This window comes from Collinsella sp. i06-0019-1H4, assembly GCF_042849575.1.
GTDB lineage: Bacteria > Actinomycetota > Coriobacteriia > Coriobacteriales > Coriobacteriaceae > Collinsella.
Genome location: NZ_BAABYB010000001.1, coordinates 1,045,580 through 1,063,476, shown reverse-complemented (window position 1 = coordinate 1,063,476; position 17,897 = coordinate 1,045,580). Strand labels below are relative to the sequence as shown.

At 62.6% G+C, this 17,897-nt stretch carries 12 protein-coding genes and 1 pseudogene; 4 read left to right on the top strand and 9 right to left on the bottom strand.

Translation table 11 applies throughout. The features are described 5' to 3' along the window. Positions 1-11: 11 nt before the first annotated feature. The 3 genes from infB to rimP form a co-directional block, all read right to left on the bottom strand. Positions 12-2,699, bottom strand: coding sequence for a translation initiation factor IF-2 (gene infB, locus ACGHEN_RS04530; RefSeq protein ID WP_390397581.1), 2,688 nt, complete (start codon positions 2,697-2,699; stop codon positions 12-14). A gap of 91 nt (positions 2,700-2,790) precedes the next feature. Then, a complete protein-coding gene (gene nusA, locus ACGHEN_RS04525; protein WP_055251151.1) occupies positions 2,791-4,035 on the bottom strand; it encodes a transcription termination factor NusA in 1,245 nt (414 codons plus the stop codon). 1 nt (position 4,036) lies between these two features. After that, on the bottom strand, positions 4,037-4,531 hold the full coding sequence (gene rimP / locus ACGHEN_RS04520) for a ribosome maturation factor RimP (RefSeq protein ID WP_390397578.1): 495 nt from the start codon (positions 4,529-4,531) through the stop codon (positions 4,037-4,039). A 369-nt stretch (positions 4,532-4,900) separates the two neighbouring features. Between rimP and ACGHEN_RS04515 the strand changes: the two genes are divergently transcribed. Further along, positions 4,901-5,473 carry a hypothetical protein gene (locus tag ACGHEN_RS04515; protein ID WP_390397576.1) on the top strand — a complete coding sequence of 191 codons (573 nt, stop codon included), beginning with the start codon at positions 4,901-4,903 and terminating at the stop codon, positions 5,471-5,473. 104 nt (positions 5,474-5,577) lie between these two features. Here the strand turns inward: ACGHEN_RS04515 and leuS are convergent, their stop codons facing one another. Both leuS and ACGHEN_RS04505 read right to left on the bottom strand, forming a co-directional pair. After that, positions 5,578-8,154 carry a leucine--tRNA ligase gene (leuS, locus tag ACGHEN_RS04510; protein ID WP_390397574.1) on the bottom strand — a complete coding sequence of 859 codons (2,577 nt, stop codon included), beginning with the start codon at positions 8,152-8,154 and terminating at the stop codon, positions 5,578-5,580. Positions 8,155-8,524: 370 nt separating this feature from the next. Next, positions 8,525-10,036, bottom strand: coding sequence for an IMP dehydrogenase (locus ACGHEN_RS04505; RefSeq protein ID WP_099431630.1), 1,512 nt, complete (start codon positions 10,034-10,036; stop codon positions 8,525-8,527). Positions 10,037-10,229: 193 nt separating this feature from the next. On the opposite strand from ACGHEN_RS04505, the gene ACGHEN_RS04500 reads away from it, so the two are divergent. Further along, positions 10,230-10,574: a winged helix-turn-helix domain-containing protein gene (locus tag ACGHEN_RS04500; RefSeq protein WP_390397571.1), complete on the top strand. Its 345-nt coding sequence runs from the start codon at positions 10,230-10,232 to the stop codon at positions 10,572-10,574. Here ACGHEN_RS04500 and ACGHEN_RS04495 read toward each other — a convergent pair. The 3 genes and pseudogenes from ACGHEN_RS04495 to tet(W) all read right to left on the bottom strand — a co-directional run bounded on the left by ACGHEN_RS04495 (position 10,564) and on the right by tet(W) (position 13,874). Further along, complete coding sequence (locus ACGHEN_RS04495) at positions 10,564-11,556, bottom strand: PLP-dependent transferase (RefSeq protein WP_390397568.1); 993 nt, start codon at positions 11,554-11,556, stop codon at positions 10,564-10,566. The two genes, ACGHEN_RS04500 and ACGHEN_RS04495, sit on opposite strands and share 11 nt — an antisense overlap. Before the next feature lie 128 nt (positions 11,557-11,684). After that, positions 11,685-11,888 carry a hypothetical protein gene (locus tag ACGHEN_RS04490; RefSeq protein WP_390397565.1) on the bottom strand — a complete coding sequence of 68 codons (204 nt, stop codon included), beginning with the start codon at positions 11,886-11,888 and terminating at the stop codon, positions 11,685-11,687. Positions 11,889-11,953: 65 nt separating this feature from the next. Then, positions 11,954-13,874, bottom strand: a pseudogene (tet(W), locus tag ACGHEN_RS04485) (tetracycline resistance ribosomal protection protein Tet(W)). A 493-nt stretch (positions 13,875-14,367) separates the two neighbouring features. On the opposite strand from tet(W), the gene ACGHEN_RS04480 reads away from it, so the two are divergent. Further along, positions 14,368-15,630 (top strand): IS30 family transposase, encoded by a 1,263-nt coding sequence (locus tag ACGHEN_RS04480; protein WP_390397345.1) that lies wholly within the window; start codon positions 14,368-14,370, stop codon positions 15,628-15,630. A gap of 371 nt (positions 15,631-16,001) precedes the next feature. Next, positions 16,002-17,264 carry an IS30 family transposase gene (locus tag ACGHEN_RS04475; RefSeq protein WP_390397345.1) on the top strand — a complete coding sequence of 421 codons (1,263 nt, stop codon included), beginning with the start codon at positions 16,002-16,004 and terminating at the stop codon, positions 17,262-17,264. A 523-nt stretch (positions 17,265-17,787) separates the two neighbouring features. On the opposite strand, the gene ACGHEN_RS04470 is transcribed toward ACGHEN_RS04475, so the two are convergent. Continuing rightward, on the bottom strand, positions 17,788-17,886 hold the full coding sequence (locus tag ACGHEN_RS04470; RefSeq protein ID WP_226814296.1) for a LacI family DNA-binding transcriptional regulator: 99 nt from the start codon (positions 17,884-17,886) through the stop codon (positions 17,788-17,790). Between the last annotated feature and the right edge of the window lie 11 nt (positions 17,887-17,897).

Below are 17,897 nucleotides of genomic sequence, written 5' to 3'. Positions count from 1 at the left end.
AGCGCTACCCCCTACTCGGTACGGGCAACCTGGTCGATGCGGTAACCCTCGATCTGATCGCCGGGCTTGATGTCCTGGAAGTTCTCCAGGCCAATGCCGCCCTCGGAACCGCTCTTGAGGCTCTTGGCCTCGTCCTTGTAGTGGCGCATCGAGGCAATCTTGCCGTTGAAGACCACAATGCCGTCACGCACCAGGCGCACGGAATCGGTCGCGGCGATCTCGCCCTCCTCGACGCGGACACCGGCGGCGATGCCGACTTTGGGCACCTTGAAGGTGTCCAGGACGGTCGCGGTACCCGTGGAGACCTCGACCTCGGTGGGCTTGAGCATGCCGATGCGGGCAGCGTCGAGCTCCTCGAGGCACTTATAGATAACGTCGTAGCAACGAATCTCGACGCCCTCGCGCTCGGCTGCGGAGCGGGCCTTGCCGTCGGGACGCACGCCAAAGCCGATGATGATGGCGTTGGAGGCGTCGGCCAGGACGACGTCGGTCTCGTTGATGGCACCGACGGCGGAGTGGATCGTGTTGATGCGGACCTCGGACTGATCCATCTTGTCGAGCGAGTCCTGAAGGGCCTCGATGGAACCCTGGACGTCGGCCTTGATGATCAGGTTGAGCTCCTTGACCTCGGCATCGGCGATGGTCTCGAAGAGGTTCTCGAGCGTGACGTGCTTCACGCGGCTCTGCTCCTCGATACGGGCCTTGAGCGAACGCTCATCCGCCAGGGCGCGAGCCTCGCGCTCATCCTCGAACACGCGGAACTCGTCACCGGCGTTGGGCACGGACTGCAGGCCCAGGATCTCGACGGCGTCGGAGGGGCCGGCCTCGGTGACGGCATTGCCCTTAGGATCGAGCATGGCGCGGACGCGGCCGTAGGTAAGGCCGGCGACCAGCGTATCGCCCACGTGCAGGGTACCGCGTGTCACGAGAACCGTGGCAACCGAACCGCGGCCCTTGTCGAGCTTAGCCTCGAGGACGTTACCGGAGGCAAAGGTGTCGGGGTTGGCCTTGAGCTCGAGCACGTCGGCCTGGAGCAGCACGGTCTCGAGCAGGTCGTCGATACCGATCTTCTGCTTGGCCGAGATGTTGACGAACATGTTCTGTCCGCCCCACTCCTCGGGGATGATGCCGTACTCGGTGAGCTCCTGGCGCACGCGGTCGGGGTTGGCGCCCGGCTTATCGATCTTGTTGACGGCGACGACGATGGGTACGCCGGCGGCCTTGGCGTGATTGATCGACTCGATGGTCTGAGGCATGACGCCGTCGTCGGCAGCCACGATTAGGATGACGATGTCGGTCACCTTGGCGCCGCGGGCACGCATAGCCGTAAAGGTGGCGTGGCCCGGGGTATCGATGAAGGTGATCTTGCGGTCGTTGATCATGACCTGCGAAGCGCCGATGGCCTGAGTGATGCCGCCCGCCTCGCCGGCAGCGACACCGGTGTGGCGGATGGCGTCGAGCAGGCTCGTCTTGCCGTGGTCGACGTGACCCATGACGGTGACGACCGGGGCGCGGGGCTTAAGGTCGGCGGGATCGTCGTAGAACGAGAAGGTGTTCTCCTCCTCGGGGGTGATGATCTTGATCTGACGGCCCAGGTCGTCGGCAACGAGCTCGACGAGGTCGTCGGACATGGACTGCGTCATCGTAAGCGGCGTGCCCAGCAGGAACAGGCGCTTGATGATGTCGTTGGCCGGAACGTCGAGCGCCTCGGCGAGCTCCTGGACGGTAACGCCCTGGGAGACCTTGATGGCGTCGAGCTCCTCGGGGTTCACGCCCTGGGCCAGCGCCTCCTCAATCTTGCGCTCCTCCTGAGCCTTAGCAGCCTCGCGCTCGCGCTTCTCCTTGCGCTTCTTGCGGCGACCGGTGGACTCGCGAGAGGCCTCCTCGACGGCGGCGCGGGCCTCCTCGAGCACCTTCTCGCGGCTGTACTCTTCGGCCTCGCGAGCCATGCGGCTGTAGTGGTCCTCATCGTTGCCGTGACCGCCCTTGCGCTTCTTGCCCTTGCCCTGCTTGTCGGGGTTGGGGAAGTCCATGCCGGCAGCGACGTTGTTGCTAGCGTTGGTGCGATGGCTGTGCGGACGGCTCTCGGAGGCGTTGCGATCGTTACGACGGCTACCGCGACGGTCGTTGTTGCCGCCACGACGGTTGCCGCGCTCGGAGGCGCGCTCGGCCTTGGCCTTCGCCTCGGCGTCCTTCTTCTCCTTGAGCACGGTCTCCTGTGCGGCAATCTGGTCGAGCAGCGAACGGAAGCGCGAACCGGAGTCGGAAGCGGGGACGGCGCGGCGCTGGGCCTCGCGGGCAGCCTCCTCCTTCTCGCGGGCAAGGCGCTCCTGCTCGGCCTTCTTCTTGGCCTCGGCCTCGGCGCGGGCGGCCTCCTCGGCAGCCTGGGCGGCTGCGAACTGGCGGCGCTCCTCCTCGCGTGCCTTCTCGGCGGCGATGCGCTCGCGCTCGGCCTCGGCAGCGCGCGCTGCCTCCTCGGCGGCGGCTGCCTCCTCCTCGGCCTGCTTGGCGGCCTCGACTTCCTTGGCGCGGGCCTCGATCACCGAGGCGAGCTGCTTGCGGACCATGGCGACGTAGGCGTCCTCCAGCGCGGAGGAAGCGGACTTAGCGGGAATCTTCATTTCGGCGAGATGACCCATCAGTTCCTTGGAGGTCATGCCGAACTCTTTGGCCAGGGTGGACACACGGACTTTTGCCATATGACTTCACCTACCCTTTCTGGCACCTTGGGTGCCTAGAGACTGAACGAGCGTGGGAGATGCGCCGGGACCTGCCCGGCGCGACCGCGCGCTAGATCAGGTCCTCCGCATCATCGAAGGCGTCGGTGTCGTGGACACCGCAGAAACGGGAGCCGGGGCGGGCCTGGTTGCGGCACTGAATGCCGTCCTCGGACACGTACTCGCAGCGACGGACGTCGTCGTCCTCGTCACCGATCAGGTCGGCGGCGGGCTCCTCGTGAACGGGGACGTTCTTGAGGATGTCGGCGGCAAGGGTCTCGGACTTGATGTCGATGTGCCAGCCGGTCAGGCGAGCGGCGAGGCGGGCGTTCTGGCCCTCCTTGCCGATTGCGAGCGAAAGCTGGTCGTCGGGCACGATGACGCCGGCGTAGGCCTTCTCCTCGTCGATGAGGACGCGGGTGACCTTGGCGGGCGACAGGGCGTTGGCGACGTAGACGGCCGGATCGGCATCCCACAGGATGACGTCGACGCGCTCGCCGCGGAGCTCGCCCACGACGGCGCGAACGCGGCTGCCCTTGGGGCCGACGCAGGCGCCCACGGGATCCAGGCGGTCGTCGAGCGAGTGGACGGCGACCTTGGAGCGCTGGCCGGGCTCGCGGGCAATCGACTTAATCTGGACGGTGCCCTCATAGATCTCGGGCACCTCCTGCTCAAACAGACGACGCATGAGCTCGGGGTGGGTGCGGGAGATGACGATCGGCGGACGGCTGTGCTCGCCGCGAACCGGCTGCAGGTTGGAGTTGGGATCGCGGACGTCGATGATCACGGCCTTGATGTGCTGGTTGTGCAGATAGCGCTCGCCCATCGGACGCTCGTTGCGCTCGTTCTCGTAACGGCGCTGGTCAAAATGCGGCAGCTCGGCCTCGACGCCATCGCGGATCTTGACGATCGTGAAGTCGGGCGTGGACTGCAGCACGGTACCGCTGATGAGGTCACCGATACGACCGGAGAACTCCTCGTAGATCTGCTCGCGGGCGGAGTTACGCACGATGGCGTTGATCTCGGCCTTGGCGTGCTGAGCGGCGATGCGGCTCGTGTTCTTGGGGGTGACGTCGATCTCCTCGAACTCGGTGAAGTTGCCCTCCTCGTCCATGGAATCGTCGATCGGCTCCAGACGGTAAACGTAGATCTTGCCGGTGGTGCGGTCGATGGTCACCTTGGCGCCCCACTCAAGATGCAAGATCTCGGCATAGCTCTTGGCGAGCGACTGCTCCAGGCGGTCGATCAGGTAGAGCTGGTCGATGTGCCTCTCCTGGCAAAGCTCCATCAGGGCGGACATCATGTCGGATGCTGCCATGTTAGTTTCCTTCCTTCGCGGGCTTGAAGTCGTAGGTGGGCTTCAACTTGCACTTTTTAACATCAGAGAAATCGAGGGTGACGGACTCGCCGTCCTCGAGCTTGAGGGTCACGTTCGTCTCGGTCGCGGCGACAATCTTGCCGGAGTACTTGCGACGGCCCTCGGTGGCGGTGGAGGTGAGCTCGCAGTCCTCGCCCACAAAGCGGGCAAAGTCGCGCGGACGGCGCAGCGGGCGCGCCATACCCGGGCTCGACACCTCGAGCGTGTAGCTCGAAGAAATGGGGTCGAGCTCCTCGATCACGTCGCCGACCCACTTGGTATTGGCCGTGACGTCGTTGAGCGACAGGCTCTGACCCTCGGCACCCTCGATACGCACACGCACGCAGGGGGCCTTGGTGGCGCCCACGAGCTCAACGTCGACAATATCGACATCGTGCTGGGGAGCGACGGCCTCGAGCGCGTCGATGATCGCCTGCTCGGTCTTGGTCTTGACCATTGCGGCACCTCCATCCATACAAAAAAGAAGCGGGGCCGAAACCCCACTTCTTTCAATTACAACTTCATTTGCAAGCAAACTATACCAATACCTGCGAAAACGTGCAAGCGTCAAAGAAATTCGCAGGTCAGCGCGCCCACAGCTTCTCCACAAGAATAGGACAATTAGGCGAGGACTCCTGTGCGGTGCTCCCCAAAAGCCCCAAAACGGGCCATGGGTCCCAGCGCGCCGACCGAATCGGGCCCTATGGGCATTCCATCCCTGGGCGCACATCGGACAGACTAGAGCTGAGAGGCATTCTGTAGCGAGAAAGCCTGCCACACGCATTGACCGTACAACCGTCCAGCATCTCTATGGCAAGGAGGATCCATGGAACGCCTAGGCACCCTCTGCACGATCGCGCTCGCCATTGCAGCCTGCTCGTTCGCTTTGGCGGGCTGCAGCAACATCGATGGCAACACCGGACCATGTGAGCCGGATCTCGGCAGCACCAAAGCCATCGAGAAAACGACGCCATCGGAGCGTTTCGACAAAATAGACGAAGATATAGTCGACCCCCAGGGTTTGGGTCCCGGCCCTCAAGAACAGTTCCCCATCGACCTAGAGGCAGACGAGAACGTCCATGTTACCTGCGTGGGCAAGGACACGGATGGCTACGGCGACGCAGTGTTGATCTTTGCGGTGACAAACAACACCGATGTCGACATGATGTTTGGCGATGTTGATGCTTATGCCTACGTCAACGGTGTCGTCTGCGACGTACGCATGCGCCAGCCCGTCGCCGCAGGCGAAGAAGCGACCGCGATGCTCACCTTTGTAGGCACCTTCGACGACCCGAACTTTGACGTGAACAACGACCTCAACGACATCTACCTCAATATCTGGATGTTCGAGGAGCAGACGGGCAATGTCTACTTTAGGGACCTGGTACACATTCCGTAGAGGGTGGCGCTAAGCGCCAGCCAAACGGGGCACACAGTGCAAAACGAGGGACGACCCAACCGGATCGCCCCTCGTCTTTTATGCGTCAGTTATGCTCGCAGTGCTTACTTGACCACCAGGTTGACCAGCTTGCCGGGCACGCAGATGGCCTTGACGACCGTCTTGCCCTCGAGCCACTTGGCAACGGCCTCCTCGGCGGCAGCTTGCATCTCCTCGTTGGAGGCATCGCGGGCAACGTCGATGCGGCCGCGAACCTTACCGAGCACCTGAACGACGATCTGCACCGTGTCCTCGATGGACTCGGCCAGGTCAAACTCGGGCCAGGCGGCGGTATAGGCGTTGCCCTCGCATCCGAGCGCCTCGTGCCACAGCTCGTCGGCCCAGAACGGGCAGATGGGCGCCAGGACGCTCACGATGTCCTTGGCCACGCCGTAGCACAGGGCCTTGTCGCGGTCAGCGCCCTCGGTGGCGTTGAGGTAGGCGCTTGCCGCGTTGACGAGCTCCATGACGGCAGAGATCGCGGTGTTGAACTGGCCGCGATCGAAGTCCTCGGTGCACTTGGCGATGGTGCGGTGACGCTCGCGATAGAGCTTCATCGCGGTCTCGTCGAGCACGGACTTGTCGAAGGCAACGTTGGCGTCACCCGACTGGACGAGCTGCCACACGATACGCCAGGCGCGCTTGATAAAGCGGTTGGCGCCCTCGACGGCCTTGGGATCCCAGTCGAAGTCCTTCTCGGGCGGGGCGATAAACAGGATCGCCAGACGCATGGTGTCGGCGCCGTAGGGCTCGATAACCGAGCTCGGGGGCACGACGTTGCCCTTGGACTTGGACATGGTGTCGCCGTTCTCGTCCTTGACCATGCCCTGGCACAGCAGGTTGGTGAAGGGCTCGTCCACGCTCAGCAGTCCCAGGTCACGCAGCGCCTTGGTAAAGAAGCGGCTGTAGAGCAGGTGCAAAATGGCGTGCTCGATGCCGCCGATGTAGTTATCGACGGGCATCCAACGGTCGGCGGCCTCACGGGAGAAGGGCAGCTCGGTGTTGTGCGGATCGGTATAGCGCAGGTAATACCAGCTGGAGCAGGTGAAAGTGTCCATGGTATCGGTCTCGCGCTTGGCCGGGCGGCCACAGACCGGGCAGGTGGTCTCGTAGAACTCCTTGCACTCGGCGAGGGTCTCGCCGGCGCCCAGGTCAAGATTCTCGGGCAGCGTCACCGGCAGCTGGTCCTCGGGCACGGGTACGATGCCGCAGTGCTCGCAGTGGATGGCCGGGATGGGGTTGCCCCAATAGCGCTGACGGGAAATGAGCCAGTCGCGCAGACGGAACTCGACCTTGCGACGACCGCAGCCCATGGCCTCGAGGTCGGCCACGATTGCAGCCTCGCCCTCGGAGTGCTTGCCACCGCGCATCCCGGTGTACTTGCCGGACTGGACGAGCGTGCCCTCGGCAGCGTGGGCGCAATCCCAGTCGACGGTCTCGGCATGGAAGGTATCGATGGTCTCACCGTTAGCCTCGACGGCTGCGCGGTCGTCATCGTCCAGGATGATCGGCACGATCGGCAGGTCGTACTTGCGGGCAAACTCAAAATCGCGCTGGTCGCCGCAGGGAACGGCCATGACGGCGCCGGTGCCGTAGTCGGCAACGACATAATCGGCAACCCACACGGGGACCTTCTCGCCGTTGACCGGGTTCACCACGTAGCGGCCGGTAAAGGCACCGTGCTTCTCGAGGGTGCCCTGGGCACGCTCGACGGCGGAGATATGCTTGGAGTCCTCGACGATCTTGGTCACGGCCTCCTCGTACTCCGTGCCCTCGACGAGCTCGTGCAGACGAGCGTACTCGGGGGCCAGGACAAAGAAGGAGACACCGAAGAGCGTATCGGCACGCGTGGTGAAGACGGTGATCTTGCCCTCGTCGCCCTCGATGGGCTCGCCATCCTTGTCGCACAGGGTAAAGTCGACCTCGGCGCCCTCGGAGCGACCGATCCAGTTGGCCTGCATCTGCTTGACGCGCTCGGGCCAGCCGGGGAGCTTCTCCAGATCGTCGAGTAGCTCTTGGGAGTACTCGGTGATCTTGAAGTACCACTGCTCCAGATCGCGCTTCTCGGGCTCGGTGCCGCAGCGCCAACACTTGCCCTCGGTGACCTGCTCGTTGGCCAGAACGGTCTTGCAGGTGGGGCACCAGTTGACCGGGTTCTTCTTACGGTAGACCAGGCCCTTTTCCCACAACTTCTCAAAGATCCACTGGCCCCAGCGGTAATAATCGGGGCTGCAGGTCTTGACCATGCGATCCAGATCGTAGGAAAAGCCCATACGCTTCATCGTGGCGAGCGCCTGGTCCATGTTCTTGTACGTCCAAGCAGCAGCCTGCGTGTTGTGCTTGATGGCGGCGTTCTCGGCAGGCAGGCCAAAGGCGTCAAAGCCGATGGGGTGCAGCACATCGTAGCCGCGCATGCGGGCCTGACGGGCCATGGCATCGCCGATGGTATAGTTGCGCGCGTGGCCCATGTGCAGGTCGCCCGACGGATACGGGAACATCTCGAGCACGTACTTCTTGGGCTTGCTGGCGTCGGTGTCGACGGCAAAGAGGTTGGAGTCCTCCCAGGCCTTCATCCACTTGGACTCAATGGCCTGCGCGTCGTAGGCAGGGATCTCGTCCTTATGATCTGTGCAATCGCACATATCAGCTCCTTTAATCTTTAATGGGGTCGGTCGGCTTAGCTTTATTCGCTACTGCGGACAGTCCTGCGCAAGACGAAGAGCACATTAAGTGCTCTTCTTTGCGTGCGGAACTTGTAGCGAACAAAGCTAAGCCGTCCGACCCTAAGGTTAACTTGACTGATGATAGCAAATACGACAAGCGAGATGCCCGCGACTTGCAGGCATCTCGCTTTATCTAAATAACGTGGTTGCGAATCAACCGCTATCTGTTATCCGCCCAAGCATGGTCGGGTTTTCCAGGTGCCGCAGATTGCCGTGAAAGAGGAGCGCCGCGTACTTAGGTACGCAAGCGACGGTTTGAACAGCAAGGTGCGGTGCCTGGGAAAGCCGCTTATCGATAAGACACAGACTGCTGAGAATCCTTCACGACTACGTCGTGGGCTCCGCCTTCGACGATGGAGGTGGAGCTGACCAGGGTCAGGCGTGCCTTTTCCTGGAGCTCGGGGATCGAGAGGGCACCGCAGTTGCACATCGTGGACTTGACCTTGTAGAGCGTGCCGCCCACGCCGTCCTTGAGGGAGCCGGCGTACGGGACGTAGGAGTCGACGCCCTCGACGAAGCTGAGCTTCGCGGCGCCGCCCAGGTCGTAGCGCTGCCAGTTGCGGGCACGCGCAGAGCCCTCGCCCCAGTACTCCTTCATATACTGGCCGTTCACATTGACGCGCTCGGTCGGGCTCTCGTCAAAGCGGGCGAAGTAGCGACCCAGCATCATAAAGTCGGCGCCCATGGCAAGGGCGAGCGTCATGTGGTAGTCGTAGACGATACCGCCGTCAGAGCACACGGGCACGTAGACGCCGGTCTCCTCGTAGTACTCGTCGCGAGCGCGGCAGACATCGATCAGCGCGGTGGCCTGGCCACGGCCGATGCCCTTGGTCTCGCGGGTGATGCAGATAGAACCGCCGCCGATACCGACCTTGATGAAGTCGGCACCGCAGTCGGCCAGGAAGCGGAAGCCCTCGGCGTCGACGACGTTGCCGGCACCGACCTTGACGTCCTCGCCGTAGTTGGCGCGGATCCACTCGATGGTGCGCTTCTGCCACTCGCTGAAGCCCTCGGAAGAGTCGATGCACAGGACATCCGCGCCGGCCTCGATGAGCAGCGGCACGCGCTCGGCATAGTCGCGGGTGTTGATACCGGCGCCGACCATGTAGCGCTTGTCGTTATCGAGCAGCTCGTTGGGGTTGGTCTTGTGGCTGTCGTAGTCCTTGCGGAAGACGATGCCCATAAGGTGATCGTTGTCGTCGACGATCGGCAGGGCGTTGAGCTTGTTGTCCCAAATGACGTCGTTGGCAACCTTGAGGCTGATGTTCTTGTCGCCCACGATGAGCTGCTCACGCGGGGTCATGAACTCGGAGACCTTCTTCTGATGGTCATCGCGGCTGGGGCGATAATCGCGGCTGGTGACGATGCCCAGGAGCTTGCCCTTGGGGGTGCCGTCGTCGGTGACCGGCATAGTGGAGTGACCGGTCTTCTCCTTGAGCTCAATGACCTGCTCCATGGTCATGTCGGGGGTCAGCGTGGAATCGGACTGAACGAAGCCGGCCTTGTGATCCTTGACGGCCTTGACCATAGCGGCCTCGGACTCGGCGCTCTGGGAACCGTAAATGAAGGACAGGCCACCCTCGGTAGCGAGCGCGACACCCATGTCGACGCCCGAGACGGATTGCATGATGGCGGAAACCATGGGGATGTTCAGGGTGATTGCCGGCTTCTCACCGCGCTTAAAGCGGGTTAGCGGCGTCTTGAGAGAGACGTTGTTGGGGATGCACTGCGAGGACGAGTAGCCAGGGACCAGCAGATACTCCGAAAACGTGTGGGACTCACCGGGAAAGAACGTAGCCATGTTTCTCCTTTTTCCATGCGACCGGTCGGCTGCAGGCCTCGTAGGACCCAGCCCAACCTTGGGCGCCCAATACTGGGGAAGTATCTTAACGCACTTTGACTGCTACAATGCATGGTTTAGAAAGAGCACACGAGGGTTTGACGCAGGCTTTGCGTTTGCCCAGCAAACACTTTAGCGGGGAGACGTGGAGCGTATGAAGTACAAGACGACGGCAAAGTTGGTCATTCAAGCGTGCGACAAAGATCTGCCGGGCGTGTTCGGCCACGGTTGTGTCTTGCTGCTGCAGGGCATCGCCCGGGAGCACTCGCTCAACCGCGCCGCCAAGAGCATGGGCATGGCGTATTCCAAGGCCTGGCGCATCGTGAACGAGGCCGAGGGGCAGCTGGGCTGCAAGCTCATCGAGCGCGACGGCGCCCGCGGATCCACCCTCACCCCCGCCGGCGAGCGCGCCATAGCGGTCTACGAGGAGCTGCAGGCCGACATCAACCAGGTCATCGCCACTAAAGCAAACGACCTCATCGCCAGCATCAAAGAGTAGCTAACTTGCGGAGGGCGGTGTCTAGGGTGGCAGCCACTACCAGGGGATCATCAGTGCCGGCGAAGAGGCGGATAGTGCTCCCCTGCTTGCCGCGTGGGGCCGAAAGGCGCGTTGTTGAGCCGCCGGCGGGTGATGCGCGGAATTCGTCCGGCAGCATGCTGAAGAATTCGCCCGCGGTGTAGTCCATCAGGTCAAACTCTACTGCCGGGCCAAAACCATGCTCCAGGATGCCGGTCGCGATGGCATGGTCGGAATGCGAGGTCAGCCCGGGATAGCGCACGTTACGCACCATCTCGTTGGCAGCAAGATACTCGGCCAGCGCACGGGCGCGGTCGAAGTGCGCCTGCATGCGGGTGTCGAGCGTTTCGAGCCCGTGCTCTAGAACCTCGGACTCAACGGAGGACAAGTCGAGCGCGGCCAATCCACACCCTTCGAGCAACGCGTGCGCGCACTCGGCAGCAGCATCCACACGATGACACTTCAGCTGCGAGCGCGCCACCGAAGCGGCAACGAGCTTGCGCGGAGCCTTACCGGAGCACACACGGTCGAGCGCCTCGAGCGACAGCGCAGCGCCCAGCCGCAGTGGATCGCAGCCAAATGCCGACGCCACGGTGTTGTCCACAACCAGCAGCGCGCGGGCCTCACGAGCCGCGCGTCCCAGGGCGCGCAGATCGGCTACACGCAGACCAAACCCGCCGATGGAGTTGACGAACCACCACAGGTGCGGCCCCTCGACATCAAACGAAGCACCAAAGCCCTCGGACGCGCCAGCAAACGCAGCAGCCGCGGGCTCCCCCACCAGCGTAACATCGCAGCCATCAAAGCCGCAGGCAAACGCATCGGCAAACGCAACCAGGCGGTCACCGGGGCGCACAATCCCCAATTGCGACAACGCTGCTGGCACATGCGAGGCCGCGAGCAACCGCGCTTCACGCGCGCCGGTCCTCAAAGCCCAGGCCTCTTCTAGCTGCTGTACGCCCATGCGGTACCGTCCCTTCAAAACAAAAACCCACGATGCGGGTGTTCCCCGCATCGTGGGCAACGGCTGCAGTATAGCGCCGATAGGCGACTGAACGCCTAAATGTTGAGCGCGCGGTAGATCACGTAAGCCTAGACATTCATCAGCTGATGGCCGAGCTTGAGCGTCTTTAAACCGCTCTCCCCCTCCACGCCATCGAGCGTATTGAGCAACATATTAGTCGCCTCGACGCCGCTGGTCAGGTAGCCGTAATGCACGGTGGGAATGCCGTCCGTCAGCGCGCGCAAAAATGCGTTGTCGCCAAAACCGCTCACGCGACGCACACCCTCGCCCATGCCGCGAACCTCGTCCAATGATATTTCGCAATAGCCAGCAATGAACGCTTGCATTGCGCAAGACGTTACATTATCTTCTGAAACATATAGCGCACCTTGTCCAGGCGGCTGTTTGGACGGCGGGGCTGGATGACTGGCTTGCCGACAGCGGCCTGATACCCTTTCAGTTCTGTAAGGCATACGCTCCGCCCGTTGGTGTAAAAGGCCAGATCAGTACGGTATGCCTGTATACAGCGGGCGGGAATCTCGCCAGTAAAGACAACTTCATCCTTTTTTACCTGGACCGTTTCGATGGTGGCACAGTATTTCGGTGCATCATGATAAGCCCTGGAAAGGTATTCCCGGGGCGCATAGAGGGTGAAGGAGAGATAAGGTTCCAGCAGTTGCGTCCCTGATTCCTTCAATGCCTGTTCCAATACAATCGGGGCCAATGAGCGGAAGTCCGCCGGCGTGCTGACCGGACTGTAATAAAGCCCGTATTCAAAGCAAATCTTACAGTCCGTTACGTTCCAGCCGAACAAGCCCTGCTCCAGCCCGTAACGGATACCATCCCTGACAGCGTTTTGAAAACTCTGGTTCAAGTATCCCAGCGAAACCCGGCTCTCGTATTGTACACCGGAGCCAAGCGGGAGTGGTGTAACAGACAGTCCGATGGATGCCCAAAACGGGTTGGGCGGCACCTCGATATGGATGGTGTGGCTGGCTGCTTTGAGCGGCCGCTCCATATAAATGACGGTGGGTTCCTTTACCACTGTTTCAAGCTTGTATTTTTCCGACAGCAAAGCGGAAACAACCTCCAACTGCACCCGGCCCAAAAAAGAAAGAATGATCTCATGGGTGATGGAATCCACCTCGCAGCGCAAAAGCGGGTCAGTATCCGCAAGTTGCGTAAGAGCGTCCAGCAGCCGTTCTCTTTGCGCTGCCGTTTTCGGCGCAATCGACGTCCGCAGCATGGGGAGGGGGTCCTCACGCCACCTTTTACGAGGGAGCCGGGTTGGGTCCCCTAATACATCGTTTAACCTCACGCTGTCGCTGGGAAGGATAACAATTTCACCCGGATAAGCGGCGTCTGTCCGAACAATTTCCCCTTTGGATGGAATACGCATCTCTGTGATTTTCAGCTTTTTCTCTCCCGGCCAGAGCCACCGTATCCCGCAGGCGCAGCGTTCCGCTGTATAGCCGCAAATAGATGAGCCGCTGGCCACAATCTGTATACTCCACCTTGAAAACGCTGCCGCATAGGGCGTCGCTCCCCTGTTCCCCAATCGGTTGGAACAGCCCTGTCACCGCATCCATCAACGGTTGAATGCCAAGGCCCTTTTTGGCGCTGCCATGATAGACCGGGAACAGGGAGGCGTCTTGAACCCGCCGCTGTTCCTCCTGCGCAAGTTCTTCCCGGCTGATTGGTTCTCCTGCGATATACTTTTCCAATAATTCATCGTTATTTTCGATGACCGCATCCCATGCTTCTATGTCGGTATTTTCCTCCAGGACTATTTCCGGGGACAGCGACACCGTCTGCTTGATGATAATATCGGCGGAGAGCTTATCCCGAACAGACTGATACACGCCCTGCAAATCAACGCCAGCCTGGTCGATCTTATTGATAAAGATAACGGTGGGAATGTCCATTTTCCGCAGGGCATGGAACAGAATACGGGTCTGGGCCTGCACACCATCTTTAGCGGAGATCACCAAGATGGCCCCATCTAAAACAGCCAAAGAGCGGTACACCTCCGCCAAAAAATCCATGTGGCCGGGCGTATCCACAATGTTGACTTTACATCTGTGCCACTGGAAGGAAGTGACTGCCGCTTGAATGGTAATCCCACGCTGCCGCTCCAAAAACATGGTGTCCGTCCTCGTTGTCCCTTTTTCGACGCTCCCCGGTTCTGAAATGGCTCCGCTGGCATATAGCAGGCTCTCCGTCAAGGTCGTCTTTCCAGCGTCTACATGGGCAAGAATTCCAATATTGATTATTTTCATGTGATTGTCCTCCCTTTACTGCCCCGAAGGGCATAAAAATCCCCAGCAGTAAAATACTTTTACCGCTGGGGATGATAATTTGCGGACATACACATATACAGCATACACCTGTTTGTGAGTGCTGTTTTTGGGGATATGTCAAAATTGATAAGGCAAAAGTATTCTTAAATTGGGTACAAAAAACTAAGCCCCTACAAAAGGGACTATCATAATCCTTTGTTCCCACTTTATGATTATAGTTTTATTTAAGAATACCTTGCCGCATATTTTTTACTCCTTCTCTGAACTTGAATTATTATATCACATCAGTTTTAGGAAAACAAGTATCTAAAAGAAATTTTTCTTCCCCTTATATGTAACCCTTGATTCTCATTTTCATTGCAACAGCCTCAGGACTCAGCGCAACGCGTTGCGCTGAGTCCTGAGGCGCGAATCCGGGTAGGCAACCCCAGAGGGGCCGGAATCCCCCGGCCCGCGATGGAGGGAGGCCGGCATGTCCAGACCCAAGCCGTCCGGAAGGTCGTACGGGAGGCTCACGAGGCACGAGAGGAACACGGTCGAGAGGATGCTCGACCGCAACCGCAGCGCCCGCGAGATCGCCGCGGAGCTCGGCAGGTCGCCATCGACCGTGACCAGGGAGGTGGCGGCGCACCGCTACGTCACCGCGCCGCGCTCGCGCTACGGCGAGCCCGCGCCCGCGGACCTGTCGGGGGCCTGCCCCAGGCTCTCCGCGTGGCCGAGGTGCTGCAACGGCTGCTCGCACAGGAGGGGCTACGGCTGCTCGAGGAGGCCCAGGGTGTTCTACAGCGCAAGGAGGGCGCAGGAGGCGGCCGACGCCGAGCTCTCGGCGAGCAGGTCCGGGATCGACGAGACCGAGGAGGGCGCCGCCGCCAAGCTCGCGGCCATCAGGGACGGGCTCGCGCGCGGGCTCTCCCCGCAGCAGATAGCGGCGACGACCCCCGGGCTCAGCGCCTCCACCGTCTACAGGTGGGTGGACGCCGGCTACGACGGCATGACGAACATGGAGCTCAGGCGCAAGGTCGGCTACAGGCCGAGGTCGCGCCGGGCCCCGGGGAGGGCGACGTCCCACTCGCCGCGCAGGTCGCACGCGTCGTTCCTCGCGCTCGGCGAGGACGCCTGCGCCGCGGCCTGGGAGATGGACACCGTCGAGGGCCCCAGGGGCGACTCCGCCAGGCTCCTCACGCTCCTGCACCGCCCGAGCCGCTTCCAGCTGGCCCTGCCGCTGCCGGACGGCACGTGCGCCTCGGTCCTGGCGGCGCTCTCCTCCCTGCGCGGGGTCCTCGGCGAGGACGGCGCGAGGCGCGCCTTCGGCGCCGTGCTCACCGACAACGGGAGCGAGTTCGCCGACGAGGGCGCCATCGCGGCGCTGTTCGGCGAGCGGGACGGCGAGACCAGGCTCTTCTACTGCGACCCCCGGCAGAGCCAGCAGAAGGGCGCGTGCGAGAAGAACCACGTGGAGATCAGGAAGCTGCTGCCCAAGGGCGCAGGGGCCAGGTTCGACCGGCTGACGGCGGCGGACTGCGCGCTGCTCATGTCGCAGGTGAACTCCGAGCCGAGGGGGGCGCTCGGGTTCCTGACGCCGGCGCGCGTGCTGCGGATGGCCCTCGGGGAGGACGCCTCCGCCCTCATGGACGCGTTCGGGATAGAGGAGCTGGCGCCCGGCGAGCTCGACCTCACGCCCGGCTGCATCGACAGGGCCAGGGCCGCGAGGGGCGAGGGGCCGCTGGCGGGATAGGCGGCGGGCCGGGACATGGGCCGGAGGGCCCGTTGCGCTGAGTCCGGAACGGCTGCGCGGCGGGCTGGCGGAGCATGCGGCGGCGGCACGGGGACGCCGGCCTCCACAGCCTCTCCACCTGCGGAAACGAGGCGACGACCAGGTGCCGGGGGCTATTCCCGCGTTGCGCTAGCTGCGGAAACGCGGAGCCCGTTCAGGCTGTTGCGTTGAGATTGAAAATCAACCCCTTATATGTAACCCTTGATTCTCATTTTCATTGCAACAGCCTCAGGACTCAGCGCAACGCGTTGCGCTGAGTCCTGAGGCGCGAATCCGGGTAGGCAACCCCAGAGGGGCCGGAATCCCCCGGCCCGCGATGGAGGGAGGCCGGCATGTCCAGACCCAAGCCGTCCGGAAGGTCGTACGGGAGGCTCACGAGGCACGAGAGGAACACGGTCGAGAGGATGCTCGACCGCAACCGCAGCGCCCGCGAGATCGCCGCGGAGCTCGGCAGGTCGCCATCGACCGTGACCAGGGAGGTGGCGGCGCACCGCTACGTCACCGCGCCGCGCTCGCGCTACGGCGAGCCCGCGCCCGCGGACCTGTCGGGGGCCTGCCCCAGGCTCTCCGCGTGGCCGAGGTGCTGCAACGGCTGCTCGCACAGGAGGGGCTACGGCTGCTCGAGGAGGCCCAGGGTGTTCTACAGCGCAAGGAGGGCGCAGGAGGCGGCCGACGCCGAGCTCTCGGCGAGCAGGTCCGGGATCGACGAGACCGAGGAGGGCGCCGCCGCCAAGCTCGCGGCCATCAGGGACGGGCTCGCGCGCGGGCTCTCCCCGCAGCAGATAGCGGCGACGACCCCCGGGCTCAGCGCCTCCACCGTCTACAGGTGGGTGGACGCCGGCTACGACGGCATGACGAACATGGAGCTCAGGCGCAAGGTCGGCTACAGGCCGAGGTCGCGCCGGGCCCCGGGGAGGGCGACGTCCCACTCGCCGCGCAGGTCGCACGCGTCGTTCCTCGCGCTCGGCGAGGACGCCTGCGCCGCGGCCTGGGAGATGGACACCGTCGAGGGCCCCAGGGGCGACTCCGCCAGGCTCCTCACGCTCCTGCACCGCCCGAGCCGCTTCCAGCTGGCCCTGCCGCTGCCGGACGGCACGTGCGCCTCGGTCCTGGCGGCGCTCTCCTCCCTGCGCGGGGTCCTCGGCGAGGACGGCGCGAGGCGCGCCTTCGGCGCCGTGCTCACCGACAACGGGAGCGAGTTCGCCGACGAGGGCGCCATCGCGGCGCTGTTCGGCGAGCGGGACGGCGAGACCAGGCTCTTCTACTGCGACCCCCGGCAGAGCCAGCAGAAGGGCGCGTGCGAGAAGAACCACGTGGAGATCAGGAAGCTGCTGCCCAAGGGCGCAGGGGCCAGGTTCGACCGGCTGACGGCGGCGGACTGCGCGCTGCTCATGTCGCAGGTGAACTCCGAGCCGAGGGGGGCGCTCGGGTTCCTGACGCCGGCGCGCGTGCTGCGGATGGCCCTCGGGGAGGACGCCTCCGCCCTCATGGACGCGTTCGGGATAGAGGAGCTGGCGCCCGGCGAGCTCGACCTCACGCCCGGCTGCATCGACAGGGCCAGGGCCGCGAGGGGCGAGGGGCCGCTGGCGGGATAGGCGGCGGGCCGGGACATGGGCCGGAGGGCCCGTTGCGCTGAGTCCGGAACGGCTGCGCGGCGGGCTGGCGGAGCATGCGGCGGCGGCACGGGGACGCCGGCCTCCACAGCCTCTCCACCTGCGGAAACGAGGCGACGACCAGGTGCCGGGGGCTATTCCCGCGTTGCGCTAGCTGCGGAAACGCGGAGCCCGTTCAGGCTGTTGCGTTGAGATTGAAAATCAACCCCTTATATGTAACAATCATACCGGCTTCCTAACGTTCAGAATGGTTTCTACTGTCTGCTGCGGTGTTTGGTTGGAATTGTCCAGCCAAAAGCCGATCCGTGGTGTTGTCTGCATTTTACTAAATACAAATTCAATGTATACAGAAAGAAATATATAAGGAGTGGGAGGGATTCCGCCGTAGTCGGCATTGTAGGAAAATCCAAAAGTTTAGATTTTCTCAAAATGCTTATCTTTTGGTCTTTGGTTCGGAATAGTGTAGTGCTGGCGGTCTATCTATTGTTTTCGGTTGCTTGCTTCTTTACCGTACATGAGCATTGTCCGCCGAGATATACCCACCATTGAGGTAGCGCGAGACGGCGGCGCTCGAAACGCCCGCCAGCTCGGCCACATCTTTCATCTTTACCACGA

Coding starts and splice junctions, on each gene's coding strand:
- infB (WP_390397581.1), bottom strand. CDS start 2,699: ATGGCAAAAGTCCGTGTGTCCACCCTGGCCAAAGAGTTCGGCATGACC.
- nusA (WP_055251151.1), bottom strand. CDS start 4,035: ATGGCAGCATCCGACATGATGTCCGCCCTGATGGAGCTTTGCCAGGAG.
- rimP (WP_390397578.1), bottom strand. CDS start 4,531: ATGGTCAAGACCAAGACCGAGCAGGCGATCATCGACGCGCTCGAGGCC.
- ACGHEN_RS04515 (WP_390397576.1), top strand. CDS start 4,901: ATGGAACGCCTAGGCACCCTCTGCACGATCGCGCTCGCCATTGCAGCC.
- leuS (WP_390397574.1), bottom strand. CDS start 8,154: ATGTGCGATTGCACAGATCATAAGGACGAGATCCCTGCCTACGACGCG.
- ACGHEN_RS04505 (WP_099431630.1), bottom strand. CDS start 10,036: ATGGCTACGTTCTTTCCCGGTGAGTCCCACACGTTTTCGGAGTATCTG.
- ACGHEN_RS04500 (WP_390397571.1), top strand. CDS start 10,230: ATGAAGTACAAGACGACGGCAAAGTTGGTCATTCAAGCGTGCGACAAA.
- ACGHEN_RS04495 (WP_390397568.1), bottom strand. CDS start 11,556: ATGGGCGTACAGCAGCTAGAAGAGGCCTGGGCTTTGAGGACCGGCGCG.
- ACGHEN_RS04490 (WP_390397565.1), bottom strand. CDS start 11,888: ATGGGCGAGGGTGTGCGTCGCGTGAGCGGTTTTGGCGACAACGCATTT.
- ACGHEN_RS04480 (WP_390397345.1), top strand. CDS start 14,368: ATGTCCAGACCCAAGCCGTCCGGAAGGTCGTACGGGAGGCTCACGAGG.
- ACGHEN_RS04475 (WP_390397345.1), top strand. CDS start 16,002: ATGTCCAGACCCAAGCCGTCCGGAAGGTCGTACGGGAGGCTCACGAGG.
- ACGHEN_RS04470 (WP_226814296.1), bottom strand. CDS start 17,886: ATGAAAGATGTGGCCGAGCTGGCGGGCGTTTCGAGCGCCGCCGTCTCG.